We start from the raw sequence: 25,608 nt of genomic DNA, 5'->3' as shown, positions 1-25,608 counted from the left end.
CGATTCTGAGCCCGCCCTCGGAGCGATGTTATGGCTTTGGCTGGCTTGGACTGCGTTCGCCGCGAGGCTCACGTCTTACGAAGCGGTACGAGATTGCTTTAGGCTTGACGTGGAAGGTCGGCCCGGCGTGAAACTTTCGCAGGGTCAGGCAATGTCAAAGGCGCCTGGTGGTTGCAATCGCTCGATGCAGCCCTTATCTAGTTTTGATCTCTCTGTTTTGCGTGCATTCTTTTATGAGTACTGCTCTGTCCATTCGGCAGTTGACCAAGGTTTACGGAAACGGCTTCGAGGCGCTCAAGGGTATCGACCTGGATGTGGCTGAAGGCGATTTCTTTGCATTGCTGGGCCCCAACGGGGCCGGCAAGTCCACCACCATCGGCATTCTTTCGACGCTGGTGAACAAGACCGGCGGCACGGTCAATGTGTTCGGCCACGATCTTGACCGCGATCCGTCCGGGCTCAAGCGTTGCCTGGGTGTGGTGCCGCAGGAGTTCAATTTCAATCAGTTCGAGAAGGCCTTCGACATTCTTGTCACCCAGGCCGGCTACTACGGCATCCCGGCGAAAGTCGCTAAAGAACGCGCCGAGCAGTACCTCAACCAGCTGGGGCTATGGGACAAGCGCGATGTCTCCTCCCGCATGCTATCCGGCGGCATGAAGCGGCGTCTGATGATCGCTCGAGCGCTGATTCACCGGCCGCGCCTGCTGATCCTTGATGAGCCCACGGCCGGCGTGGATATCGAGCTGCGCCGTTCGATGTGGTCGTTCCTCACCGAGCTCAATCGTGAAGGCATTACGATCATTTTGACCACGCACTATCTGGAAGAGGCCGAGCAGCTGTGCCGCAACATCGGCATCATCGACCACGGGAAGATCGTCAAGAACACCAGCATGCGCGAATTGCTCAAGCAGCTGCATGTAGAGACCTTTCTGCTGGACCTGAAGGAGTCGCAGCTGGTGCCGCCAGAGCTGGGCAACTACCCGGCGAGACTGGTTGATCATCACACCCTCGAGGTGCAGGTGGACAAGAGTCAAGGTGTCACCGATCTGTTTCGGATGCTTTCGGCGCAGGGCATCGAGGTGCTGAGCCTGCGCAACAAGACCAATCGGCTGGAGGAGCTGTTCGTTTCGATGGTGGAGAACAATCTGCCCAAGGTGGCCAAATGAACGCTGAATTCCGGCCCAATCTGGTTGCTCTGCAGACCATCGTCCACCGAGAAATCCGGCGCTACACGCGAATCTGGCCGCAGACGTTGCTGCCCCCGGCGATCACGATGGTGTTGTATTTCGTCATCTTCGGGAATTTGATCGGTGCGCGGATCGGCCAGATGGATGGCTTCACCTACATGGAGTACATCGTGCCGGGGCTGATCATGATGTCGGTGATCACCAACTCCTACAGCAATGTCGTCTCGAGTTTTTTCAGCAGCAAGTTCCAGCGCTCCATCGAAGAGCTGCTGGTGTCTCCGGTATCGCCGCATGTGATTCTTATCGGTTTCGCATTGGGCGGCATCACTCGAGGGCTGGCCGTTGCGCTGATCGTCACGTTGCTGTCGATGTTCTTTACCGATCTGCAGGTGCATCACTTGGGCATTACGCTTCTTGTGATCGCATTGACCTCGACGATCTTCGCGCTGGGTGGCTTTATCAATGCAGTGTTCGCGCGGAATTTCGACGATATTTCGATCATTCCGACGTTTGTGCTAACGCCGCTGACCTACCTGGGTGGCGTGTTCTATTCGATCAATCTGCTTTCGCCGTTCTGGCAGACCTTGTCGCTGGCCAACCCCATCCTGCATATGGTCAATGCGTTCCGTTACGGCATTCTCGGGGTTTCGGACATTCGCATCGGCATTGCCATCAGCTTCATGGCGGTGGCGGCGATTGTGATGTATCTCTGGTGCATCCGCTTGCTCAAGAGCGGGCGCGGCATGCGCCAGTAACCCGCAGCCTGGTCCAGGCAGCGACGCGCCGCGGCGCGCACCAGGCATTTGCGATGATAAACATCGCGGGAACCGATACACTTGCGGTCATTTTTCGTACAGGTTTCCGCCATGCAGCATCCCGCCGAACTGTCGCCGCTGGGCAAATCCAGTGCCTATGTGGCGACCTACAGCCCCGAGCAGCTGTTTCCCATCCCACGCGCGCCCAAGTGGGCTGAGCTGGGGCTGACAGCCGACACCTTGCCCTACCGCGGCGTCGACATCTGGAATTGCTACGAGCTGTCCTGGCTGCTGCCGTCCGGCAAGCCGGTGGTCGCCATCGGTGAATTCAGCATCCCGGCGGACTCGCCGAACATCATCGAATCCAAGTCCTTCAAGCTCTATCTGAATTCGCTGAACCAGTCGGTGTTCGATAGCCGCGAGGCGCTCGTCGAAATAATGGTCAGCGATCTGTCCGCTGCGGCCGGCAAGCCGGTTGGCGTTTGTCTGCGGACATTGGACGAGGCCACCCAGGAAGGGGTTACGTCGCAGAAGGGATACTGTATCGACGAGCTGGATGTCACCATCGAACACTACGATTCGCCACGTGCCGATCTGCTTAGCTGCGACCCGGGGCGTCAAGTCGAAGAGTGTGTTTATAGCCACCTGCTGAAATCCAATTGCCCGGTTACCGGTCAGCCGGACTGGGGCACTGTGGTGGTGGAGTACCGCGGCGCGGCGTTGGACCACGGCAGTCTGCTCGCCTACCTGGTGAGCTTCCGCCAACATGCGGACTTTCATGAACAGTGCGTGGAGCGCATCTTTCTTGACTTGCAGCGGTTGCTGAAGCCAGAGCGGCTAAGCGTTCATGCCCGCTATGTGCGCCGCGGTGGGCTGGATATCAACCCGTACCGCAGCACCGAACCCGTCGCATCGAGCAATGGGCGGCTGGTTCGACAGTGATAGTCAAAGGGCAGAGCATGGCGATCATCCGTGCTCTGCGCTGACTTTAAGCTGGCTATTGGAGCTGCGCTCAGATTCCCATGTTCGCCAGCGTCTGCATGATATTGCGCAGAGTCATGGCGGTGTTCGGGTGGCTGACCTCGAAACGCTCGACCGCCAGGTTGACGCCGTCGACGAGAGAATCGTTCTGGTCCACTACGCCCTCGTTTGCCAGGCGAAGTTCAATGTCCTGGGCAATCGCCTGCAGCGATGCCCGCTCTTCTTCTGTCAGCGGGGCGTCCTGGGCCAGTTGACTACGCAACTCCGCGAGCTGCGACTGCAGATCATGTTCCGGCATATTGCTTCCCTCTATGGTTTCTGACGACAGTTCGCCAGCGTTCTATACGTGAAGGGTAAACCAGCGGTCTGGGCTTGTCCTTCTCTTTGAGGGCGCCGGAGGCAGCGAAGTTCGTCCGGCTTCCGCATGTCTGTCGGCTGCCGGAAATCCCCTGAATGGATTTATACTGCTGCGCTTCGTGGTAGACGCCACCATTCGGATAAGAGGAAGGCTGCGATGCATGTGATCGGCAAGGATTGGATCGAGTATTTCGGGGTCACGCTCGTCGCAGCGCTGGCGATGTTTGGCGCGACGTCGTTGCAGGCAGCCGAGGAGGACCCGTGGGAAGGCGTCAACCGCGTGGTGTTCGACTTCAACGACAAGGTCGACACCTACACCCTCAAGCCGCTCGCACAGGGCTACCAGAAAGTCACCCCGAATTTTCTCGAAGACGGCATTGGCAACGTGTTCAGCAACCTTGGCGATGTCGTGGTGCTGACCAACGATTTGCTGCAAGGCAAGGTCCGCGACGCCGGCATCGACACGAGCCGCATCCTGTTTAACAGTACCTTTGGCGTTCTCGGCTTCTTCGATGTTGCGACCCGCATGGGTCTCCAGAAGAACGACGAGGACTTCGGTCAGACGCTCGGCGTCTGGGGCCTGGGTAGCGGGCCTTATGTCGTGTTGCCGCTGCTTGGGCCGAGCACCGTACGTGATGCTGCGGGGCGTGTACCGGACTCCTTTCTGCAGCCGTATCCCCACATGGACCACGTACCCACCCGCAACGTGACGCGAGCGGTAAACGTGGTTGACTTGCGTGCCGGGCTGCTTTCCGCCGAAAAGATGATCACGGGCGACAGATACATTTTCGTTCGTAACGCCTATCTGCAGAACCGCGAGTTTCGTACGCAGGATGGTCAGGTCGAAGACGACTTCTGACCATGACCTAACCAGCCTTGGCCCCGCCATCCGATCATCCCGACGACCCGCGGCTTCAGGCTTTCAGTGCCCCGCTCATTTGGCGAGGCGCTGCCGCCTGGTACCGTCTAGCTCATCGATACGATGGCGAGCCCAAGGCTCTGCCGGCCATCGTCATGCTCGCCGACCCGCACCACCTCGGTTTCTGCATCCAGCCCCTTCAGCTCGCTGTGTTCGGAAGGAATGTGCACCCTTACCTTGTCGCCCATCTGCAGGCTGGTTGCGGCGAGCACTTGCATGCCCGTGCTCGATAAGTCCAGGCACGTTGCCTCGTAGCGCTGGCTGCCCTGTATAAGGGTGATCGCGGTTTCGATCTGCATGCGGATGAAGTCGCGTTTTTCGCTGTAGTCCCGATCACTCTGGGTCATTGTTTTCGTCCTCTGAGTTTTGGTTGCGCCCGTTCTTATAGCGCTCGTCAATTCAGCCTGTAAAGCACAGACGGGGCGGCAGTGCCTGGCTTGAAACACAGAACGTATGGGAGTACCGTCTGCGCCTTGAAAAGATCCCTTGCCCAGCGTTCGCGCGGGGCCGATGCTTTCGCCAATCATCCTGGCGATACCGCCTGGTAGGAACATGCACAACCCAAGCGCGACGCTGCTGATCATAGATGACGACGATGTGGTACGAGCCAGCCTGGCCGCCTATCTGGATGACAGCGGTTTCAAGGTCTTGCAGGCGCCTAACGGGCCGCGGGGCATGGAGCTGTTTGACGCTGAGCGTCCGGATCTGGTGATCTGCGATCTGCGTATGCCGCAAATGGATGGCCTGGAGCTGATCCGGCTGATCAGCGAGCGTCAGGTCGACCTTCCGGTTATCGTGGTATCTGGCGCCGGGGTGATGAGCGATGCTGTAGAAGCCCTGCGCCTGGGGGCGGCTGATTACCTGATCAAACCCCTCGAAGACCTGGCCATGCTCGAGCACTCGGTGCGTCGGGCGCTCGATCGCTCTCGCTTGCGCCTGGAGAACCGCCGCTATCGTGAGCAGTTGGAAACGGCCAACCGCGACCTGCAGGCCAGTCTGCATCTTTTGCAGGAAGATCAGGATGCTGGCCGCCAGGTGCAGATGAATATGCTGCCGGTTACGCCCTGCACCTTGGATGACTTTCAGTTCGCTCATCAGATCATTCCGTCTCTCTACCTCTCAGGGGATTTCGTCGATTACTTTAGGATCGATGAACATCGCATCGGCTTCTATCTAGCTGATGTGTCGGGGCATGGTGCCTCTTCGGCATTCGTCACGGTGCTGCTGAAGTTCATGACCACGCGCCTGCTCTACGAGTCTCGGCGGGGTGGGGCGCTGCGCGCATTCAAGCCGTCCGAGGTGCTCGATCACATCAATCGCGGGCTGATCAACTGCAAGCTCGGCAAGCACGTCACCATGCTCGGTGGGGTGATCGACCAAGAGCGCAACGTGCTGCATTACAGCATTGGGGGACACCTTCCGATGCCCGTGCTTTATACCGGCGATACGGCAAAATACCTGGAAGGGCGCGGCTTGCCGGTTGGGCTGTTCGTCGAGGCGACCTACGATAATTACGAGATTGAGCTGCCTGGCTCTTTCAGTCTGACGCTACTTTCCGATGGCATTTTGGACCTTTTGCCGGGGGAAGCCCTCAAAGATAAGGAAGCAGGGCTGCCCGGGCTGGTTTGTGAGGCAGGCGGTACGCTGGAGGGACTTCAGCGAGTGTTCGGCCTGGCCGATCTGGAGGATATGCCCGATGACATCGCATTGCTGGTATTGAGCAGGAACCTTGCATGAGCACTGGTAAAATCCAGTTTGCCGAGCAGGACGGCACCTTCGTTCTCAAGTTCGTCGGCGAAATCCGGCTGACGCTTTGCTCGGCGCTGGATGCTACGATCGAGAAAATTTTCTCATCGCTGAACTTCTCGGCGATCGTGATCGATCTCACCGAAAGCCGCAGCATCGACAGCACTACGCTGGGGCTGCTGGCTAAGCTATCGATTCTGTCTAGACAGAAGATCGGCATGCTGCCCACGCTGGTCACCACGCATGCCGATATCACCCGTCTGTTGCAGTCGATGGGTTTTGATCAGGTATTCAATATTGTCGATCAGCCGCTACCTTCACCCGAGCAACTGGCGGACCTGCCCAGCCAGGATCAATCAGAAGACGTAGTGAAAAACAAGGTGCTTGAAGCTCACCGTATTCTGATGAGCCTCAATGAGTCCAACCGCGAGGCCTTTCGCGACCTCGTGACAGCGTTGGAACGTTCCTGAATCAGCGCTTGGCTTCAAGTGTCCTGAATCAGAAATTGGCTGTTCAATTCTGCCGGCGCATTTTGCCGCCGGACTGCGTTGCCTCCCCTGCCATAGCCCCGCTATGACTCGTCGCGGCGCCTCGCCCGACTACAAAATTCACTCGGCAGCTCTTGAACGAACTTCAGATTCAAGACATTAGCAATGCCTCGAGCTTCTCCTGATCACGCGCGAACTGGCGGATACCTTCAGCCAATTTCTCTGTCGCCATCGGGTCTTCGTTCAACCCCCAACGGAAGCTGCGTTCATCCAGCGTGATACGCGGCTCGGACGCGCGCCCGGGTGACAGCTTGCGCTCCAGCGGACCGTCTTCCTGGGCCAGCTGGCCCAGCAGTTCGGGGCTGATGGTCAGGCGGTCACAGCCTGCCAACGCTTCGATCTGTCCGGTATTGCGAAAGCTTGCTCCCATCACCACGGTCTTGTAGCCGTGCGCCTTGTAGTAGTCATAGATCCGGCTGACTGACTGCACGCCTGGATCTTCACTGCCGGTGTAATCGCGGCCTTCGTGCTTCTTGTACCAATCGTAGATGCGCCCCACGAACGGCGAAATGAGGAATACCCCAGCCTCGGCGCAGGCCACCGCCTGGGTAAAGCAGAACAGCAGGGTCAGGTTGGTCTGGATGCCGGATTTTTCCAGCCGCTCGGCGGCACGGATGCCCTCCCAGGTGGAAGCCAGTTTGATCAGCACGCGATCGCGGGATACGCCGGCTTGCTCATACAAGCCGATCAGGCGTTCGCCGCGCTGGACCATTGCCTCGGTATCGAAGGAAAGTCGTGCGTCGACCTCGGTGGAAATGCGCCCGGGAATCAGCTTCAGTACTTCCTGGCCGACCGCGACGGCAAACAGATCGCAGCCCAGGCCGATATCACCGGCGCAGCGGGACATTGCTTCCTGCAGATGCTCCGCATAGCGAGGGAGGGCAGCGGCCTTGAGCAACAGAGACGGGTTGGTAGTGGTGTCTACCGGCTGTAGACGGGCAATGGCATCGAGATCGCCAGTGTCGGCGACGACGGTGGTGAACTGCTTGAGTTGTTCCAGCTTGGATGTCATGGGGGCGCTCTATCCTCTGAGTTGGCATGACCTTAACCCGAGGCCACCGAGCCGCTCAACGAGCGAATGGTCCGGGCGGACAGCACTTGGATTGAAAATGATCCCGAGTGTTCCTTGACGAATATATCAGTGTCCTTCGAGCAGACGGGTCGCCTGCTCCAGCAGCGTCAGTGGGTCTTTGGTTTTATGAATATCGACTGAAAGTAATTGGCGGAAGCGCCGTGCGCCGGGGAAGCCTTGGCCGAGCCCCAGCACATGCCGAGTGATGTGATGCATTGAACCGCCCCCGTCCAGGTGCCGTTGGATGTACGGTCGCATCCGCCTCAGCGCATCGGCGCGGCTGAGGACCGGCTCATGGCTGTCGAACAGCCTGGCATCCACTTGCGCGAGCAGGTAAGGATTGTGGTAGGCCTCGCGGCCGAGCATCACGCCATCGAAACGTTGCAGGTGCGCCTCGCATTCTTCGAGGGTCTTGATGCCACCGTTGAGGATGATTTCCAAATCTGGAAAGTCCCCTTTGAGCCGGGCCGCGACGTCATAACGCAACGGGGGTACCTCACGATTTTCCTTCGGAGACAGCCCTTCGAGGATCGCAATACGCGCATGCACGGTAAAACTTTGGCAGCCCGCTTCGCTTACCTGGCCGACAAAGTCGCAGAGCTCGGCATAGCCGTCGCGCCCGTTAATGCCGATCCGGTGCTTGACCGTTACCTCGATCCCGACGGCGTCGCGCATCGCTTTTACGCAATCGGCCACGAGCGATGGATACCCCATGAGGCAGGCACCGATCAGGTTGTTTTGCACACGGTCGCTGGGGCAGCCCACGTTGAGGTTCACCTCATCGTAACCAGCAGCCTCGGCCATTTTTGCGCAGGCCGCCAGATCGGCCGGCACGCTACCGCCGAGCTGCAGGGCAAGGGGGTACTCCACCTCGTCGTGACGCAGAAACCGCTCGGCATCGCCATTGATCAACGCGCCGGTCGTAACCATCTCGGTATAAAGCAGGGCGTGCCGTGACAGCTGCCGCAGAAAATACCGGCAATGTCTATCTGTCCAGTCCATCATGGGCGCCACGGAAAAGCGCCGGGACGGTGGACGGTAGGATATTGCTGGCTCATTACAGGTTTTCATGCGTCTTCCGGCTGTGCTTGGTGCTTTAGGCGTATACGGTGATCTAGGATTGGAGCGCTGACGCTGTCGGCGGTATCGATCGATACCGTGGCAGGGCGGGGCGTACCAGCCAGGGGCTGATGGGTGTCTAGCGGCTATCGCCAGATCATCAGAAAAATAGATGACAAGTTTATCAGGTGACCCCTGCCCGCGCGCGTCGAAGCTCGTCGAGACCCGCCGCACCCCTTAGTGACAGGTCGCCTGCAAAGCTGGACTGATCGCACCGCGATGGGGCGAGACTGAATCCAATCCTTAGGAGCGACTAGCGTGGCGGGATCCAAGTGGACGCGTTGATTGCATCGGCGGCGCGAGCGCTCGCGACCGGCGATCCGCTCGGCGCGCTCAAACGGGTCGCCTTGCGCAACGATCCGTCCGCGCTCGCGCTTCGCGGCATAGCGATGGCGCAGCTCGGGGATTTCGCCCGGGCGAAGGCATTGCTGAAGGACGCGGCCTGTGCCTTCGGGCCTGAAGAAGCTGTGCCTCGTGCGAGATGTACTGTCGCGGAAGCCGAGATTGCGCTCGCTTCTCGTGACCTGGGCTGGCCTGCGAAGAGGCTAGACGAAGCGAGAGAGGCGCTCGAAGCACATGGCGATTGGTCCAACTCCGCCCATGCGCGTTTGCTCGAGCTTCGCCGACTGCTTTTGATCGGGGGTGTTGAGGAGGCGGAGCGTAGGTTGGTTGATCTGGAGCCCGTGCATCTCAGGCCAGCGGCAAGGGCGGTCTATGAGCTGGTCGTCGCGGGGATAGCACTGCGTCGTCTACAGGCGGGGGCCGCGCGCAGGGCGTTCACAGCGGCGGAACGGGCGGCGAACCGGGCGGGCATTCCTGCGCTGACTGCGGAGCTGCGGCACGCATCGGCTGTTTTGGACAGGCCAGCGGCGCGGCGGATCACGCGTAGCGGTGAGCGCCTTGTCCGATTGGATGAGGTTGAAAACACCCTGGCGTCGGGAGCGCTCGTCGTGGACGCGTGCCGTCGTGTCATATGTAGGGCTGATTCGGTCATTTCGCTCGTTAAACGTCCGGTGCTGTTCGAGCTTGCTCGTCTGTTGGGCGAAGCCTGGCCGGCAGATGTGCCGAGAGCCACACTTATCGCACAGACATTTCGCACCAGAGTCGCTGATGAGTCGCATAGGGTTCGGTTGCGCGTTGAGGTTGGGCGCCTTCGTGTTTTGATGCTGAACGTGGCTGGTGTGACAGCAACGAAGCGAGGGTTCGCGCTAGCCCCGCTTGGAGCGGATGAGGTGGTTGTGCTGGCGCGGCCCGTCGAAGAGAAATATGCGGCTGTGCTGGCATGCCTCGCTGATGGGGAACCGTGGTCGAGCTCAGCGCTTGGCCTTGCGCTAGGGTCTAGCCAGCGTACCGTGCAGCGAGCGTTGGATTCACTTGCGAAGGCAGACAAGGTGCAGTCGTTTGGCCGCGGCAGGTCCCGCCGATGGATCGCTCCGCCCATGCCCGCTTTCGCGACGATCTTGTTACTCCCAGCTTCGGTGCTGATGTGACTAGGATCCCCTCACCTGATAAGGAGGAAGGACTCATGAAGCACTCAGCGGCACAAATCATCCGCGAATATGGACCCTTTATAGGCATCGACGCCGTGCACGGCGTCAGCCATGACGGTCAGCATGTCTGGTTCGCAAGCGGCGATAAGCTTCACTCACTTGATCCTACGAGCGGCGAAACCCTGCGCTCGATCGACGCTCGAGCGGATGCCGGAACGGCGTTCGATGGCCAGCATCTATTCCAGATCTACGGCGATTGCATTCAGAAAATCGACCCCGAAAGTGGCGCGGTGCTCGCCTCTATTCCGGCACCTCACGATGCATCAGGTCTTGCATGGGCGGAGGGGGTGCTCTGGGTTGGCCAGTATCGCGATAGAAAGATCCATCAGCTGGATCCTCAAACAGGCGCGATCCTGCGCACCATCGAGTCCAACCGCTTCGTCACAGGCGTGACCTGGGCAGACGGAGCGCTCTGGCATGGGGTCTGGGAAGATGGCGAGAGTGAGTTGAGGCATATCGACCCGCTAACGGGCGAAGTGCTGAATGTTCTGGAGATGCCAAAAGGCGTCGGCGTGTCAGGTCTTGAATATGATGGCGCTGGTAGCTTTTTCTGCGGAGGTGGCGGAGCCGGAAGACTGCGAGCCGTGCGCCACCCGGGATGATGGCGAGCGCCGAGCGATACAGGACAGCCGGAAGGTCATGATGATGGGCTTCCGGCTGACTTGGAACATCCACCCGTTGCGTTGAACGGAAACTACTGCTGAACGACGCTGGCGATGTTGCCGTTACCGGTTTGAACGATGCTGGCGGAATGACCGCCAAGCGATAGGCTTTCCTGCCTTAGCACAGCCTGGTTACTGTCACCCGTCTGGCTGATGAGCGCCTCATGGGCATGGAACCCCTGGTAGGCGTCGATCTGGTTATAAGAGCCGCCCTGAGCGATATCAAGGCTGTTGTCATCGCCTACCTGAGAGATATCAACCAGGTTATAGCTGCCCTCCGAGTACCCGCTTATTCTGGAGCCTTGCCCGCTGAAGTGGGCACTCAGCTCGTTTCCGGTGCCCCGCTGCGTATAGTCCAGCGTGCTGTAGCCATCGCCGGCTCTGATCTGCGCGATGTTGGCGGTGCCAAGCTGCTGAAGGAAAACATCGCCCGCAGGGTAGCGGCTAGAGGACTGATAGATGTCCGCCTGGTTGGCAGTGCCATCCTGCTCGACCACGGCGAAACCACCTCCGATGCCGAAGCTTACCTGCTCCAGTTGCACACGATTCGCAACGCCCGACTGCTGAACATCCGCCGTACTGAAACCAGACTGATCGATCGCGACGGTATTGTTTTGGCCGGCGGAAACCACATTGAGTTCGTTGCCCACCCAAGTCTGTGTGGCATCGAGCTGGTTTCCAGAGCCTTCCTGGCTAGCAGTCGCCGTCGCCGAGAGCTCGCCGAGACTTTCCTGCTGTTCGATATGAGCGCTATTGGAGGTCCCCGTCTGGTAGACAGCCGCGCTCGCCAACCCTGGCCGGCTGCCGTGGACCTGATAGATCGCAGCCGAATTCAGCGTGCCTATTTGCTCGATGCTCGCCTGGCTGCCCTCGCCACTGCTGCCGGATTGGTCGGTGAGTGCGCTGTTCTCGGTACCATTCTGAACGATGAAAGACCGCTGCAAGACACCGCTTTGTATCTGCTCTGCGGTGTTGTTGGTGCCGCTCTGTTCTATCTCGGCCACGTGCTCGTTGGCCATGAGGTTGCCGCTTGCCACGAGCAAGAGCGCTGCGGCGAGAGGAGTAATCTTATACATTGGAATCTCCTGTTCGCGATGGATGAGCTCCGTACATCACAGGCGAAGCAGGGCGATTGTTGTCGGTTAGCTTGGCCCACGGAATAGACCATAAGAGCTAAATATGGGCCGGCGAGGATTAGAGCGTCGTAACTTCGTAGTCCAGATAAAAGCACAAGCGCAGCTTTACTCAGGTAAACCTTCGCACCTGCCGCTCACTGAAACCTTCTAACCACCGCCTACTGCGAACAGCACGCCAAGCAGACTGAGCAAGGCGCCGAGCGGTACGACCCACCGTTCCCGCCATGCGAGTGTCAAGCTGACCGCCAGCCCGGCGAGCATCAGCTGTGCGAGACAGACGACCAGGCCGATCGCTACGCCTAGCGACGCGACATTTACAACGGTGGTACCGAGTAGCAGCCCGGTCGCGGCTACACGCAGCCACCGTTGTCGTACGGATGTCGGAGCGGTATTGAAGATCGCACGGTGGTGTCGGGTCAGTGCCAGGCAGAGCGCGAGCATGCCCAGGTACGCTAGGGCGAAAGCGAGTGTGGTCATGGTGCCAACTCCTGTTCTTGCGTGGCGGTGCGCGCGCCCCTGCGCGCTGATTGATGTTGACGCGGCTGGCGAAGCGAGCCCCATGCGCAGAGTCCGCCAACTACCAGCAGCACTACGTCGACACCCGCTAATATCAGATCCCCTCGGAGCAGGCTTGCCAGTAGATGCCCGTCAGGTGCAGTCAAGCCGTTGAGCAAGGGTAGGCCCAGCGAGAGCATCGCCAGCAACGCGAACAGCCAACGAAGTAGCTTGAGCGGTTGGTGGCGCCACAGGTAGGCGGTGATCACCACGGCAAGCCAAGCAAGCGAGAAGCACCAAGCCTCGGCAGAGCCGCGTGCGGTCAATGTGCTGGGTAACAAACGATTCGCCCAGAGCAAAGCCAGCGAGGCGATGGGCAGGCCGAAGAAGACCGCGCCGTTGAGTGCCCGAACGATTTCCAGGCCTCGAATCTGGCGTCCCTCGCGCTTGCGTAACCATACGCTGGTGCCGGCCACCAGCATCGCGCAGCCGACAAGCCCGAGAAAACCGTACAGCAGGCGCACGATTTGCCCGCCGAACTGCGCCATGTGCAGCCCCACCAGCCAGATATAAGCCCGATAGCTGGTCGGTGCTTGCTGCTGGTGAAGGAGGTCGCCGGTGAAGGCGTCGTAGCTCAGGGTGTCTTGTGGCGAGCCGATGCGCGACGGATCGGAACGACGCACGCTGACGACGGCGGATGCGTCTGCAGGGTGCTCGACGATGATCCAGCCGGGCTCTCCGTCACCCCAGCGTTGACGTGAGTTGGTGAGCATGTCATTCAGTGAAGCCAGCTGGCCGGCCGGCTGGTGCAGCTCGTTGCGATGGAAACCGCCTTGCACTTCTTCAAAGAAGGCCAGTGGATCGCCTCCGTAAGCGACCATCGCGCCTGCGGGCATGTAGGACGCGACGAAGACCGCCACGCCGGTGTAAGCAAGAATCAAATGGAACGGCAGGCCTATGACGCCGAACAGGTTATGGGCATCGAGCCAGGCGCGCTGGCCGTTGGCCTGGGGGCGCAGGGTAAAGAAATCCTTGAAAATTCGCCGATGGGTGATGATTCCCGACACCAGGGCCACCAGCATGAACATACCTGCCAGGCCAACGACATACATGCCGACGGTTCCGGCATGCAGGTTGTAGTGCAGCGTGAAGAAAAATTCGCCGCCTACCGACTCGGGCATGGGCTCTCCACTACGAGGGTCGAATGCAACACGACCGCGCGTACCGGATTCGTCCTCTTCCCAGCCCAGCCGCCAATAGGGCTCACGTTCGGTCGGGCCATGCATCCAGTAAGCGTGTAGCGGTTCCTGAACATTCGCCTGAACCCAGTTACCGACGTCATCGGCGGTCATCCATGTGGCCGTCTGCGTATGCAGCGCAGGCCGCATCCAACGCTCCAGCTCTTTATCGAAACAGGCCAGGGTGCCGGCGAAAATGATCACGAACAGTAACCAGCTGGGCAACAATCCGCCCCAGGTATGCAGTCCGGCCATTGATTGGCGAAGTGTCATGGCCGGGTCCTCCACTCGACGGGCAGGTAAGCACCCAGGCAGAAGAGGACGGCCAGTCCGGAAATCAGTAACCAGGCGTGCAAGGCGCTTTTTGCAGCGAAGGCGTAAATGACTGCCCCCACCCAGACGGCGAAACAGAGCAGGCTGGCTGTCACTACCCGGTCAGGCCGAGGCATTGGTAAGTACACAGAGAAGAACGCTGTGAAACCAAAGGCCAATGCATAGCCGCCCAGCAGGGCGGCAGAAACACGCCCGGCCAGATTGGCGAGGCGGGAAGATACGAAGGTGCTCATCGGTGTGGCCTCCAGAGCCGGCCCATCAGAAGCTGTAGCTGACGGTGCCGACCACCGTCCTGCGATTGCCGAGGAAGCAGTCACCGCGCGACAGGCACGTGGTGTAGTAGGTTTCGTCTTCCAGGTTGGTGGCGTTGAGCGCGAATGCCCAATTCTGGTAGCGATAACCGAGCATGGCGTCGAACAGAGTGGTCGACGGTGTCTTCAGCGTGTCGGTGCCGTCCCAGCTTGCGCCGACATAGCGCACACCCGCGCCCGCGCTAAAACCGGGGATGCCGAACCACTCGAAGCGATGCTGGGACCAGAGCGAGGCCATGTTCTCTGGGATCGTTGCCAAACGCGCGCCTTCCTCGCGTGGTGTTCCCTCCAGCACCTCGGTATCGAGGTAAGTGTAGGTGGCGATCAGATCCCAATTCGGGGTTACGGCGACCATCGCTTCCAACTCCAGACCCTGGGCTTTCGTTTGTCCTGTCTGGACGGTGTTTGAAGGGTTGTTCGGGTCGGGCATCTGCCGGTTTTGTTCACGCAAGTCGAACACCGCGGCGGTGTACAGGCTGTTGCTATCGACAGGTTGATACTTGATGCCTAGTTCCCACTGTTCGCCTTCCAATGGCTTGTAAGGCTCATTGGTCGAAGCGTTCAGCCCCACGATCGGCTGGAAGGACTCGCTGTAGCTGATGTAGGGGGCAGCACCATTGTCGAAGAGATAGGTGAGCCCGACTCGACCGGTGACCGCATCGTCTTTCTGGCGCGTACCGCTATCGGTCCGGTTATCCGCCCAATCCTTTCGCAGTCCCAGGGTGAGCATCCAGCGTTCGTACCTGAGCTGGTCCTGCAGGTAAATGCCCTGTTGAGCCAGTGTCTGCTCGGGATCTACCCTCAGGTTGATGATCGACGGATCGAAGGTGCCATACACCGGATCGTACAGATCAAGCGGCGTCGCCGCCCCGCCTGCCTGTTTGCGGTTGGTGACGGCGTGCTGGTAGTCAGTCCCGATAAGAAACGTGTGCTGCACCGGCCCGGTGTCGAACAGGGCTTGGGCGTTGTGATCCGCGACCCACACGTCGACTTCGGGCTTGGATACGTAGTAGACGCGGTCGAGTGTGCGGTTATCAGCGTTGAGCACCGGTGGCCAGCCGTAAATCTGCTGATAGCTGACTTCGCTTTCCTGATAGCGCAGGTTCTGCCGCAGCGTCCAAGTCTCGTTCAAGCGCCAGCTGAACTGCGATGTAAGCGCCATCTGCTCGGTGTCGTACTCGTCGAATCCCGGCTCACTGACAAACAGATCCGTATCGTAATGACCGTAAGGCGCATCCAGGACGGTGCCGCGGTGAGGAAGAAATTGTGAGGTGGAGCCGCTGTCGTCTCGTTGTATGTTCGCCAGCAGGGTCCACTCGATATCGTCGGTTGGTCGCCAGGTGATCGACGGCATCAACACCAGCCTATCGTCTTCCACGTAATCGACCTGGGAGTCGCTGTCCCGCGCAATTGCGACCACCCGATAGAGGAGGGTGCCTTCGTCGTTTAGCGGCCCGGTGCTGTCGATCGCGATCTGCTTGCGGTCATGGGTGCCGTATTGGAGCTGAAGTTCGGTTCTTTGCTCATCGCGGGGTCGTTTGCTGACCATGTTGATCAATCCGCCAACTGGGCTCTGGCCGTACAGCATCGACGACGGACCCTTGAGCACTTCAAGACGTTCGAGCGTGAAGGGATCAGTACGGGTATTGGTGTAGTTGCCGAAGGTTTGCTGCAGACCATCGAGAAAGAGCACCGGCGTGCTGCCGCGGATTTTGGACGAGTCGCCTCGGGCATCCAGCCCAAAGGCTTCCCCCCGCACACCCGAGACGTAGCGCAATGCGTCCTGCACTGTCTGCACACCTTGATCCTGCATGCGATCGGCCGTGATCACGCTGATCGACTGCGGGACCTGAAGGATCGGTGTATCGGTCTTGGTGCCGGTCACTGAACGTGTCGCGACGTAACCATCGACAGGGCCTTCAGCGCGTTCGGTTTCGCTGGACACAATTTCCTGCGCCGGCAACTCGAGTGCCGATGAGTTTGTCGCTGGAGCTTCGTTCGCCGACTGTGCCAAGGCAGCCGAGCAGAGAGCTACAGCCGGAATGGCGAGACTGGCAGCGCGTAATGCGAGGAAAAACGGGTGCAAGACTGGGCGGCAGAACATGAGCATCTCCAATTCGTTGTTGGGATGCGGATGTTAATGCGAATACGTTGCATTTGTAATGCTTGTGCGCACAGATCTCTTCTGCGGTCCCCCATTGCCCAGGTTTGACGCGTAGAAAAAATCGGGCTGATGCGATGTGAGTTGGTACTAGACGACAACGGACCGGCGATCAGAAGCAAGGTCTGGATGAGCGGTTGCCGAGCTGTTGAGCAACTCAGCTCGTGCAGTAACGCTTCGCTGCTCCGACTGGTGGTTCAGCACCAATCGCAGCTTCGCCGTTCGATATTCGCAGAGGCCATTGGGGGCCTCCCTGCGAGGTGAAGCATGCAAGATGAATCCATGGTGTTCACTAGGCTGATGGCGGCGAACGATTCTGATGCCGATGCGCCCCTGCCTGGAGATCCAGACGGTGCCAGTATCAACGATGCTCCGATGTCTGACCCCGAGGAGACGGAGGTCACTGATGAAGATATCGACATGTTCGAAGATGATCCGACTATTCCAACTGAGTAGCCAGTTAGAAGCCACATGATCTGTGTGGTTTTATTGCCGGCCCGTTCACGGCGGTGGCTTGCGTGGCGGTAACCCGTCCAGCAAGCAATAAAAAACCGCAGCCGCCCGGTGGGCTGGCTGCGGTTCTGTACATCAGGCCAGGGCCGGCCTGATGTCTGTTACGCCATCAACGGTTGAATGCGGCACCGGTTCCGACGAATGCAGCCGATGGTAGCAGCTGGCTGATGAAGCGGTTCCAACGGGTAATGCCTGCCGGCCCCACGAATACGACGTCCTGCGGTTGGAGCGGGAAGCTCTTGGCCAGGGCGAAGGCGGTCGGGGACTTGGCGTTCAGCTGGAAGACCGTGGCTTGTTCGGTGGCGATGTTCTCCGCGCCACGAATGACATATACCGCTTCGCCATCCGCGGTTTCCTGGCGAATCCCGCCAGCAGTACCGATCGCATCCATCAGGTTATAGCTCGTTGCCTTGAAGCTGAGGGCCTGAGGCTCGGTGACTTCACCCAACACGTAGATTTTCTTCTGATCGTTATAAGGCAGATGCAGCTGGTCGCCATCCTTCAGGTAGACCTGATGCAGCCAGGAGTCGGGGCGGTTCAGGTCGTCGAGGTTGAGCATGTACTCGCGGCCGTCGCGCTTGAGCATAAGGCCGGAAAGGTCAGCGGTTTCGGTGTCGACGCCGGCTTGGCTAATCGCTTGAACGATGGTCATCGGAGCGGTAGTCACCGGTACTTCACCGGCAGTGTTGAACGCGCCGGACAGCACGATGCGCTGGCTTCCGTAGCGCAGCAGGCTGACATCAACCTGCGGACTATCGATGTAATTGGCGAGACGGCGTGCGATGTGAGCACGCAGCTCTTCGATTGTGCGGCCTGCCGCATCGACGTTGCCGATATAAGGATAGAAGAGGGTCCCATCAGGGCGGACCAGACGACCGTTGGCATCGAGCTGCTGTTGCGGGCCGGATGGCGCGGTCAGTTCAGGATGATCCCAGACGGTGATGTATAGAAGGTCGTTCGCGCCGATGCGGTACGCCTCTGGTTTGTAGTCGAGCAGCTCCTGCTTGCTGGATGTGCCCTGATCGGAAGACAGTTCGCCCTTGAGCATGTCGGGCGTGATGCGAATCAGCTGTACGGTGCCGTCTTCCGATTCCGCACCGTCCTTGAACTCGTCTGGGTCAAGGTATTGGCCGGGCGAAAAAACACATCCTTGGAGCGCCAGCGCGGAAGAGAAAGCAAGAGCAAATAATGGTTTCATGGTTCTTCATCCTTGACGGAATAGTTGTTTTTACGAAGTGAAAACAGCGGGATTCACTTTTACTGAAGGAACGAGCGCAATTGATCCGTCTATCGACATCCGGCGGTGATCGCTTCGAAAGCGCATAAGAACGAATTCAATATCTGCTTCTCCTGGTGTCGCTATCGCAAAGCCCTGGAAGGAGTACTTCTTCGACTCGAGCGTGAGACGTGTTCCGGATGAGCGACTGGTAGGTTCCGCTCAACCCTGTCTTGTGGTTTCACCAGACTGGAACGGGCGCTTTGCTGCTCACAGTAGCCATAGACCGCTCCGTTTCTCTTGGGTTCAAGGCGGCATGCAGAAATGGGGGCGGTCATGCGAGGGCGCTGCGATCCGATGGAATAGAAGCCGTCTAGAACGGGCAATTGGATATCGGAGCTCAGAATCAACATTTATGTATGTCTGGACTGCGAATATCGCTTCGATTGAACATCCCGAGCTGCAATAGGTTTCATCTGTTTGGCCGACGCTGGTCAGCCAAAAAGAAGCGCCTTCAGTTAATTCAACCGCCACCCGGCTGATGCAGTGCGATGCCTTTGACAATGCGCTTTTATTGCATCAGGCGTTAATGTGCGGGCTGATATTCGATCATCCAGCGCAGCGTGTCGCGTAGTTCAATTCGGGGCAGGTCGCCAATAAGCGAATCCAGTTTTGCCCTGGAGCCGAACAGGTTCTTCACATCAGCGCTACGTACAAAGGCTGGATTTACCCTGACTTCCATCCGATGGCCGGATATAGCCGCAGCTTGTTCAAGCACATATTCAAGCGTATACGCCGAGCCTGAGCAGATGTTGACCGTTTCGCCAATAGCATCGGGGCTTTCCAGCAGTCGTCGATAGGCTTGTACAACTTGGCGGACATCGCAGAAGTCGCGGGCGATATCCAAGTTCCCCAGTTCGATCACGTCTGCGCGGCGACGTGTATGCGCGACAATTTTCGGTATTAGAAATTGCTCAGCCTGGCCAACACCGGTGTAGTTGAAGGGCCGGCTGATAATAAGCGGCAAGCGTCCGTGATACAGCCTCGCAAGAAACTCCATTGCGGCTTTGCTCACTGCGTAATCATTGGCGGGAGCAAAGGGAGCGGACTCATCGAGGACGCCTTCGGTTGTGTTCCCATAGACATTCGCACTACTGGCCAGCAGTACGCCTTCGAGGCCGATAGCACTTGCGCGTAGCGCTTCGAGCAGATGACGAGTGCCGAGCAGGTTTGCCTGGTAGATAGCGTCCGCATCGGTGTGCGCGACGAAAGACACGGCAGCCAAATGGACGACATAGGTCGGGCGTATTTCTATCAGCAGGGTTCGCAGCGTCTCTGCGTCATTCAATGAGCAGCAGTGGATGGCTGAAACAGCCGTAGGCAGTGTGCCCACGGGTTGGCGATAGCTAAGGCCGTGAACCTCGTAGCCCCGGCCTGCTAACTCTTCTGCCATGTAGCGACCGGTAAAACCGGTAACGCCGGTAATCAGCACTTTACGCATGATCTTCCCGATAGGATGAAATTCCAATTTCAGTGATGCGATTTATCCCTGGTTTAGCCTTGGGATGTTGCGTCCCGGTTACGGTCGGCTGGACGGTGGCCCCTGAAGCCGCACCGTCCAACTTTTTGGCCCGGCGTAACGCCGAAGTCGACCGTATGAACCCCGGGATAACGCTCTGGCGGCTGGAGGAGGGAGGACGCCCTGGAGTGGTTCCCCTGCGCGGCTCCCCCCAACAGCATGTGCCTGGTTCTATACCTCCAGCCAGGTCGATACTTAGAACGAAAAGCCCTGCTGATTGCGGCGCAAGTCGGCGTCGACCATCATTCGGCACAGCTGTTCCAGCGAAGTCTTGGGTTCCCAACCCAGTACGTCCTTGGCCTTTTGCGGATCGCCGATCAGCAGGTCGACCTCTGCCGGACGGTAGAACTTAGGGTTGACCCGCATAACGACCTTGCCCGTCGCGGCATCGAGTGCTTGTTCCTGCTCACCGGAGCCTTCCCATTGCAGTTCGACATCGACCGCCTTGAATGCCAGTGTCACGAAGTCGCGAACGGTTTCGGTACGGTTGGTTGCCAATACGAAAACGTCGGGCTCGTCGGCCTGCAGCATGCGCCACATGCCTTCGACGTATTCCTTGGCAAAGCCCCAGTCACGTTTCGCGTCGATGTTGCCGAGCTCGAGTACGTCCAGCTGGCCCAGTTTGATCTTCGCGACCGAATCGGTAATTTTTCGGGTCACGAATTCGCGGCCGCGCAGAGGGGATTCGTGATTGAACAGGATGCCGCTGCAGCCGAAGATGCCGTACGACTCCCGGTAGTTGATCGTCATCCAGTGTGCATAAAGCTTGGCAACGCCGTACGGGCTACGCGGGTAGAAGGGCGTAGTTTCCAATTGCGGAATGGCCTGGACCTTACCGAACATTTCGGAGGTCGACGCTTGGTAAAAGCGAATTTTCGGATTGACGATGCGGATGGCCTCTAACAGGTTCACTGCGCCCGCGCCGGTAATATCAAGGGTGGTCAACGGCTGCTCGAAGGAAACGCCCACGAAGCTTTGAGCAGCAAGGTTGTAAACCTCGGTTGCCCCGGTGTTCTGCAGTAGGCGAATGCTGGACGATAGATCGGTCAGGTCGTATTCAACGAGATGCAAGTCGGGGTGTTTATCGATGCCCAACTCTTCAATACGCCAGAAATTGACCGAGCTGGTACGACGAAAGGTGCCGTATACGGTGTAGCCTTTTTCCAACAGGAGCTCTGCCAGGTAGGCGCCGTCTTGTCCCGTAATACCCGTGATGATCGCTTTCATTTTCTTCCCTGTATGAGGTTAGGTTTTCAGTGATGCTTATGAGTCGCTATACCGAGGTGCATGACCTGGAATAGCGAAGCGTTGTTCATGGAACTTGGATTCGGTTATTCGAGCTAACCAACGTAACGACATGACCCGCATGTGATGGCCATTGATCGATATCCGTTCAAGACTCCTGTTTCGCAGGGCTGGCTTTTAATCGGGCGCTTTTTTCTCGTAGATAAGCGGGCACGATGTACACCGCATCGGCGAAATAACGTTTGGCCAGCCGACGAGGTTCCATGCACATGCGATGGAGCCATTCGAGCTTGTACTCGCGCATCCATTTCGGTGCTCGCTTGATCGTGCCCGTTGCGAAGGAAATCGAGGCGCCGATGCAAAAGCCCATACCCGAACGCTCATGTGGTTGAGTTGCCGCGGCCAAGACTTCCCCGCGAGGCGTGCCCACCGCGTACAGAACCAGGTCCGACGGGTGTTCGCGAACGAACCGCAGGCAACGCTCCACTTCTTCCGGGTTTTTGATGAACCCCATTGGCGGGTTGTAGTGGTAGAGGTCGATGCCGGGATAGATCGCTCGAAGCTTATCGGCTTCGGTCTGCAATGAACCGATCAGAACCACGCGCAGGCAATCATCGTCTGCCCACTTGAGCAGATCCAGGGTTAGATCGCTGCCCGGAATGGCTTCGTCGAGATGAACACCCAGGCGGCCCAGTAGCGACAGAAGGATACGGCTGTCGCAAAGCCTCCAGCGCGCTTTGGCATATGCATCACGCAGCTGTGGGTCATCCTCTAGTTGCACGAGATGATCAACATTTGGAGTCACCACAAACGAATAGGGCTGCTTGATGCCCTCGCGGATGCAAGTCAATAAAGTCTTCTTATTGCCGGAATAAAAGTTGATTCCGAATGCATTAGTATCACTTGACACTCATTGCTACTCCCTTGAAGGCGCCCTTGATACCCGACCAGGCGAGGGTGGGATTCCTGTATTCCTTGATAGTCGTAACGGCCGAGAGAAAGAATGCGGAAGTTACTGCGAAGGCCGACCCGTAAAAACGCTTGTTGAAGCGGGTCGCCGCCCGGTTGCGGTAATAGTGATAAAACGCTGAGCGGCTACCCAGGCTGAGGGAACCGTAGTGAAACAGGCGGCTTTCAGGGATGACCTTGATGGAAATGCCGAAGCGCCTGGCTCGGTATTGCCAATCCACCTCTTCGAAATACATGAAGTAGTCTTCGTCCATCAGGCCGATTTCTTCGGTCAGCGCAGCGGAAAACGCAAGGCTGCAGCCCATTATGTAATCCGGGGTGTGCTGAAGATTCTGCTGCTGCAACGCTTCGATGCTCTGGTTCTTTCCGAGCAGGCGAGCCTTGCCCAGGATCGGATACAGTTTGCCGCCGCCATAGCACTCCAGACGTCCGGTGTCGGCACTGAGTACGAGCGAGCCGACGAACTGTCGATCATTACGCTGCAGCGCCTCGAGCAATGGCGAAAAGGCGTCGCTGTCTACGTAGGTGTCGTTATTGACGACCCAGAAGTACGTTGGCTGTAGATTTTCCATCGCCCAGCGAAGGCCATAATTATTGCCGCCGGCATACCCGTTGTTTTCGGGATTGCAGAGCAAGGTCACGGTCGGGTACGCCTTTTCGTCCAGCCATTGCTGAAAGGCAAGGGCGGATCCATCCTGCGAATCGTTATCGACGATGACGATGTGATCGATCGTCGTGCAATGAGCGAGCAAGCTTTCAGCGCAGCTGATAGTTTCAGTAGCAGCTTTGTAGTTGAGAATAAGTGCGACGTTCATGTACTCGTTCCTTGCTGCGAAGATGGCGTGCTCTCAGAGCATGAATAACGAAAAGCATACAAACTACGGGTTGCGCATATTCGAAGAGACCGGCGAGTGGCCATATCACGAACATTGCGAGCATCACTGGATAGATGAAACTCATATCAGTACTGATATTTCTAGCGATGCGCTGGTAAATGTACAGCGACAGTGGGACCAGCAAAAAGGTCAAAAAACCGAAGCGAAAAAGCGTGCCGATAATTCCGATATCAGAGAGGAAGAAGTGTTCGCCGAAATAGGGAATGAAACCGTCCTGCCACATCAGGGATAGCGAACCGCTTGGTAGCCAGTTGACCAGCTCCAAATGTTTGAATACGGCCGCGATGGTATGGGGCCTTACACCATCTTCCACATCACCATCCAGGCTGCTTTCATAGAACTCTACGTTAAGTCCCAGGACTTCAAGCAGCTCAGGATAGAAATAGAGCGGCGAAAGCAGGAGGCAAAGCGAGGCTGCCCAGACGACGGCTTTAGCCCTCAGCGAAAACATAGTGAAGGCCAGGCACAGGACAATGAGCTGGCGGGTTTGCGTGGCGAAGACCAAGGTGAGCAACAACACCGCGGCGACGATGAGGTAGAAATTCCGCTGCCGTTGTTCGTCATTGATGAGTGACTTGCCCTTTGCCCACACCTGGATGCAATAGAAATAGGCGAAACAGATCAGAAATGGACCGATGGATGAGCGATCCGGGCGGTCCCAAGATGTCTGTTCTTCGCGCAGATCCGGGACCAGCCCGAACTTGAAACACCACGAGAGGAATACGGCGATGAGCGCGGAATAGATCAGCGCGCGCTCAAACTGGAGGGTGCTGATGTGCTTGGCAAGCAAGAGCAGCGGCACGAAACCAAATGTGAAAAGTATTCGACGTTCCTCGATCAGACCGTAAATAATGGGTTGGCCAAAGGTATAAAACGAAAATATTGCCGGTAGCACCGTAAATACGAAAACGCTGTAAAACGCGTAATACATAAGGACGCGAAATTCTCTGGACGCATCCTCTGCACTGGCAAGAATCAAAAGAAACGACGCGCCCAGGCAGATCGCCAGATAGGCCTCGTTGAGAAACTTGAAGCCGATAGGGTTATGTGTGCTGTCACCAAACACCGAAAAGTGCAAGATGATCATCAGAACCGTCAATGGCAAATAAAAGAATTTTGAGCTGATGTTTGTCATCACCTGGGTCCTTAGGTGCATTTCCATTATCCAGACTAACTACACCGCAACAAACTCAAGCTATCTAACATTGCCAGGCGGTGCTTTCGATGCGCCGTTGCGCTGTGTATCGCTGGATCCAAGGTCTCAATCCAAACCTGACAGCACGTCAGTAACCGAACGCGTTCGATAGCTACCGAGTCATTGAGTTCCGCTCGCGTTAAATTCGCTGATGCTCGGTCGAAAAATTGGACAACCGTTTGGAGGCTGGGTTGCGTCGAAATTTGAGGTTCGCCAAAGATTTCTGACCGGTTAGCTGCGTTCAATTGGCCGCGGTCTGGCGGGCGGCAGATGCGGTAGCAAGCGAGTTACCGCTGCGGTGCCGGCCCGAACTCCGTGCAGTTATTGGAGATGTTTTTCTGCAGCACCGTCATTTGCGGGCGGTCCTTGCCATCGATGGGCTCAACCGCAAGGACATATTTGCCCCAGCCTGGGCCGCCGGCCCAATAGGCGCTGGGCATGCAATTTTCATTGAGATAGCCGAGCAGGTTATCCATGGCGACCAGCATCGACTCGGAATGCCCGGGTACGCCGTATTCGCCGAGAAAGCCTTTCAGGTTGTTTTCCTTCAGCCACTCGACGAACGGGCGTGCACGTTCTACACCGAGCATGGGGTCAACGGTTTCGTCGTTTGCATAGCGTCCCGAGAAATCCTTGTCGAGGTACAGGTGGCCTTCGTAAATGATCTTCTCGGCAGGATCCTCGATCAGGAAGTCCTCGTTCACCATGCGCCAGTGAAAGGTACTGGCCCAGCGGTCACCTTCGACAAAGATCAAGGTCTTCATGTCCACCTGGCGGATCGCATCGACCGCGGCCTGGGCAGCTGCCGGCCATAGCCCTTTGGTCGAATGGGGCTCGTTCATGATGTCGTAGCCCAACAGCGCGGGATGGTCTTTGAACTCTTCCGCGAGTTTCCGCCAGACACTGGCGTAGGCTTCGTAAGGCACTTCGGGAGAACCGATCAGCTTGCCCTTGTATCGCCCATAATTGTGCATATCCAGAATGATTTTCTGGTCATGCTCTGCGGCGAAATCAAGCGTTTTTCTGAGCAGGCGGATCTGGTCGAAGTTCACGCCTTTATACAAGTCATGCTGCAGGCGTTCCCAGATGAAGGGAAAGCGAATCAGGCGGATATTCTTGTCCGCGTAGTACTTAAAGTATGTTTTTTCTGGATAGAAGTAGTTAGTGCCAACTTTTCCGGGTGTTATATGCGGAGCAAAGTTTGCGCCAGACATGTTGATGCCGACCAGGTCGATGCCGGCGTTCTTTTCGCTGGCTTGTGCCTGCGCAAGTGGCACACAACCCATCAGTGCCAGGCTGGCAACCAACCGTATCGTAGTGAACAGAAGTGGAAGAGAGCGACGTTCCATATTTACCTGGACCTCCCATGGGCGCGTGGCGCCTGGACTGGCTGTGATGGCGCGACTAAATACCCTGCGAGCCGTT

25 protein-coding genes are annotated in these 25,608 nt (G+C 57.8%); 9 read left to right on the top strand and 16 right to left on the bottom strand.

The features are described 5' to 3' along the window. Positions 1–233 precede the first annotated feature (233 nt). From H3028_RS00385 to queF, 3 genes are all read left to right on the top strand, one after another. A complete protein-coding gene (locus tag H3028_RS00385; RefSeq protein ID WP_168424718.1) occupies positions 234–1,166 on the top strand; it encodes an ABC transporter ATP-binding protein in 933 nt (310 codons plus the stop codon). After that, positions 1,163–1,942 carry an ABC transporter permease gene (locus H3028_RS00380; RefSeq protein ID WP_168424719.1) on the top strand — a complete coding sequence of 260 codons (780 nt, stop codon included), beginning with the start codon at positions 1,163–1,165 and terminating at the stop codon, positions 1,940–1,942. Before H3028_RS00385 ends, H3028_RS00380 begins: the two co-directional genes overlap by 4 nt. Positions 1,943–2,053: 111 nt before the next feature. Next, positions 2,054–2,884, top strand: coding sequence for an NADPH-dependent 7-cyano-7-deazaguanine reductase QueF (gene queF, locus H3028_RS00375; RefSeq protein WP_181295109.1), 831 nt, complete (start codon positions 2,054–2,056; stop codon positions 2,882–2,884). Positions 2,885–2,954: 70 nt separating this feature from the next. Here queF and H3028_RS00370 read toward each other — a convergent pair whose 3' ends face one another. Continuing rightward, positions 2,955–3,221 (bottom strand): DUF4404 family protein, encoded by a 267-nt coding sequence (locus tag H3028_RS00370; protein WP_181295108.1) that lies wholly within the window; start codon positions 3,219–3,221, stop codon positions 2,955–2,957. 216 nt (positions 3,222–3,437) lie between these two features. Between H3028_RS00370 and H3028_RS00365 the strand changes: the two genes are divergently transcribed. After that, on the top strand, positions 3,438–4,139 hold the full coding sequence (locus H3028_RS00365) for a VacJ family lipoprotein (protein WP_181295107.1): 702 nt from the start codon (positions 3,438–3,440) through the stop codon (positions 4,137–4,139). Between the two features lie 107 nt (positions 4,140–4,246). On the opposite strand, the gene H3028_RS00360 is transcribed toward H3028_RS00365, so the two are convergent. Next, positions 4,247–4,546: a PilZ domain-containing protein gene (locus H3028_RS00360; RefSeq protein ID WP_181295106.1), complete on the bottom strand. Its 300-nt coding sequence runs from the start codon at positions 4,544–4,546 to the stop codon at positions 4,247–4,249. A 205-nt stretch (positions 4,547–4,751) separates the two neighbouring features. Here H3028_RS00360 and rssB point away from each other — a divergent pair, with 205 nt between their 5' ends. Then, complete coding sequence (gene rssB, locus H3028_RS00355; protein ID WP_181295105.1) at positions 4,752–5,936, top strand: two-component system response regulator RssB; 1,185 nt, start codon at positions 4,752–4,754, stop codon at positions 5,934–5,936. Further along, positions 5,933–6,415: an anti-sigma factor antagonist RssC gene (rssC, locus tag H3028_RS00350; protein WP_181295104.1), complete on the top strand. Its 483-nt coding sequence runs from the start codon at positions 5,933–5,935 to the stop codon at positions 6,413–6,415. The genes rssB and rssC overlap by 4 nt, the downstream gene beginning before the upstream one ends. A gap of 169 nt (positions 6,416–6,584) precedes the next feature. Here rssC and tal read toward each other — a convergent pair whose 3' ends face one another. Further along, positions 6,585–7,505, bottom strand: coding sequence for a transaldolase (gene tal / locus H3028_RS00345; RefSeq protein WP_181295103.1), 921 nt, complete (start codon positions 7,503–7,505; stop codon positions 6,585–6,587). Between the two features lie 126 nt (positions 7,506–7,631). Then, complete coding sequence (gene dusA, locus H3028_RS00340; protein WP_181295102.1) at positions 7,632–8,636, bottom strand: tRNA dihydrouridine(20/20a) synthase DusA; 1,005 nt, start codon at positions 8,634–8,636, stop codon at positions 7,632–7,634. Positions 8,637–8,956: 320 nt separating this feature from the next. Between dusA and H3028_RS00335 the strand changes: the two genes are divergently transcribed. Beyond that, complete coding sequence (locus tag H3028_RS00335; RefSeq protein ID WP_181295101.1) at positions 8,957–10,174, top strand: helix-turn-helix domain-containing protein; 1,218 nt, start codon at positions 8,957–8,959, stop codon at positions 10,172–10,174. A 35-nt stretch (positions 10,175–10,209) separates the two neighbouring features. Then, positions 10,210–10,836: a glutamine cyclotransferase gene (locus H3028_RS00330; RefSeq protein WP_181295939.1), complete on the top strand. Its 627-nt coding sequence runs from the start codon at positions 10,210–10,212 to the stop codon at positions 10,834–10,836. Between the two features lie 92 nt (positions 10,837–10,928). Here the strand turns inward: H3028_RS00330 and H3028_RS00325 are convergent, their stop codons facing one another. The 5 genes from H3028_RS00325 to H3028_RS00305 all read right to left on the bottom strand — a co-directional run bounded on the left by H3028_RS00325 (position 10,929) and on the right by H3028_RS00305 (position 16,513). Continuing rightward, positions 10,929–11,972 (bottom strand): hypothetical protein, encoded by a 1,044-nt coding sequence (locus tag H3028_RS00325; protein WP_181295100.1) that lies wholly within the window; start codon positions 11,970–11,972, stop codon positions 10,929–10,931. 207 nt (positions 11,973–12,179) lie between these two features. Continuing rightward, complete coding sequence (locus tag H3028_RS00320) at positions 12,180–12,509, bottom strand: DUF3325 domain-containing protein (RefSeq protein ID WP_181295099.1); 330 nt, start codon at positions 12,507–12,509, stop codon at positions 12,180–12,182. Continuing rightward, entirely contained in the window at positions 12,506–14,038 is a 1,533-nt protein-coding gene (locus tag H3028_RS00315; RefSeq protein ID WP_181295098.1) for a PepSY domain-containing protein, read from the bottom strand. Before H3028_RS00315 ends, H3028_RS00320 begins: the two co-directional genes overlap by 4 nt. Further along, the gene (locus tag H3028_RS00310) at positions 14,035–14,331 is read right to left on the bottom strand and encodes a DUF3649 domain-containing protein (protein ID WP_181295097.1); all 297 of its coding nucleotides are present in this window, start codon (positions 14,329–14,331) and stop codon (positions 14,035–14,037) included. The genes H3028_RS00315 and H3028_RS00310 overlap by 4 nt, the downstream gene beginning before the upstream one ends. Before the next feature lie 25 nt (positions 14,332–14,356). Next, entirely contained in the window at positions 14,357–16,513 is a 2,157-nt protein-coding gene (locus H3028_RS00305) for a TonB-dependent siderophore receptor (protein ID WP_181295096.1), read from the bottom strand. Between the two features lie 324 nt (positions 16,514–16,837). Between H3028_RS00305 and H3028_RS00300 the strand changes: the two genes are divergently transcribed. Beyond that, positions 16,838–17,026: a hypothetical protein gene (locus H3028_RS00300; RefSeq protein WP_168424034.1), complete on the top strand. Its 189-nt coding sequence runs from the start codon at positions 16,838–16,840 to the stop codon at positions 17,024–17,026. Positions 17,027–17,192: 166 nt separating this feature from the next. Here H3028_RS00300 and H3028_RS00295 read toward each other — a convergent pair whose 3' ends face one another. The 7 genes from H3028_RS00295 to H3028_RS00265 form a co-directional block, all read right to left on the bottom strand. After that, entirely contained in the window at positions 17,193–18,281 is a 1,089-nt protein-coding gene (locus H3028_RS00295; RefSeq protein WP_181295095.1) for a polysaccharide biosynthesis/export family protein, read from the bottom strand. A 604-nt stretch (positions 18,282–18,885) separates the two neighbouring features. Next, positions 18,886–19,800: a GDP-mannose 4,6-dehydratase gene (locus H3028_RS00290; RefSeq protein ID WP_181295094.1), complete on the bottom strand. Its 915-nt coding sequence runs from the start codon at positions 19,798–19,800 to the stop codon at positions 18,886–18,888. 273 nt (positions 19,801–20,073) lie between these two features. Beyond that, positions 20,074–21,105 carry a GDP-mannose 4,6-dehydratase gene (gene gmd / locus H3028_RS00285; RefSeq protein WP_181295093.1) on the bottom strand — a complete coding sequence of 344 codons (1,032 nt, stop codon included), beginning with the start codon at positions 21,103–21,105 and terminating at the stop codon, positions 20,074–20,076. 166 nt (positions 21,106–21,271) lie between these two features. Continuing rightward, entirely contained in the window at positions 21,272–22,033 is a 762-nt protein-coding gene (locus tag H3028_RS00280; protein ID WP_181295092.1) for a WecB/TagA/CpsF family glycosyltransferase, read from the bottom strand. Beyond that, positions 22,023–22,907, bottom strand: coding sequence for a glycosyltransferase family 2 protein (locus H3028_RS00275; RefSeq protein WP_181295091.1), 885 nt, complete (start codon positions 22,905–22,907; stop codon positions 22,023–22,025). The genes H3028_RS00280 and H3028_RS00275 overlap by 11 nt, the downstream gene beginning before the upstream one ends. Next, the gene (locus H3028_RS00270; RefSeq protein WP_181295090.1) at positions 22,867–24,123 is read right to left on the bottom strand and encodes a hypothetical protein; all 1,257 of its coding nucleotides are present in this window, start codon (positions 24,121–24,123) and stop codon (positions 22,867–22,869) included. Before H3028_RS00270 ends, H3028_RS00275 begins: the two co-directional genes overlap by 41 nt. 347 nt (positions 24,124–24,470) lie before the next feature. Further along, positions 24,471–25,532: a glycoside hydrolase family 5 protein gene (locus H3028_RS00265; protein ID WP_181295938.1), complete on the bottom strand. Its 1,062-nt coding sequence runs from the start codon at positions 25,530–25,532 to the stop codon at positions 24,471–24,473. Between the last annotated feature and the right edge of the window lie 76 nt (positions 25,533–25,608).

Source organism: Pseudomonas sp. Q2-TVG4-2, from assembly GCF_013620795.1.
Classification (GTDB): Bacteria; Pseudomonadota; Gammaproteobacteria; order Pseudomonadales; family Pseudomonadaceae; genus Stutzerimonas.
Note: the sequence above shows the minus strand (reverse complement) of the source record. Positions and strands in the feature narration are given on the sequence as shown.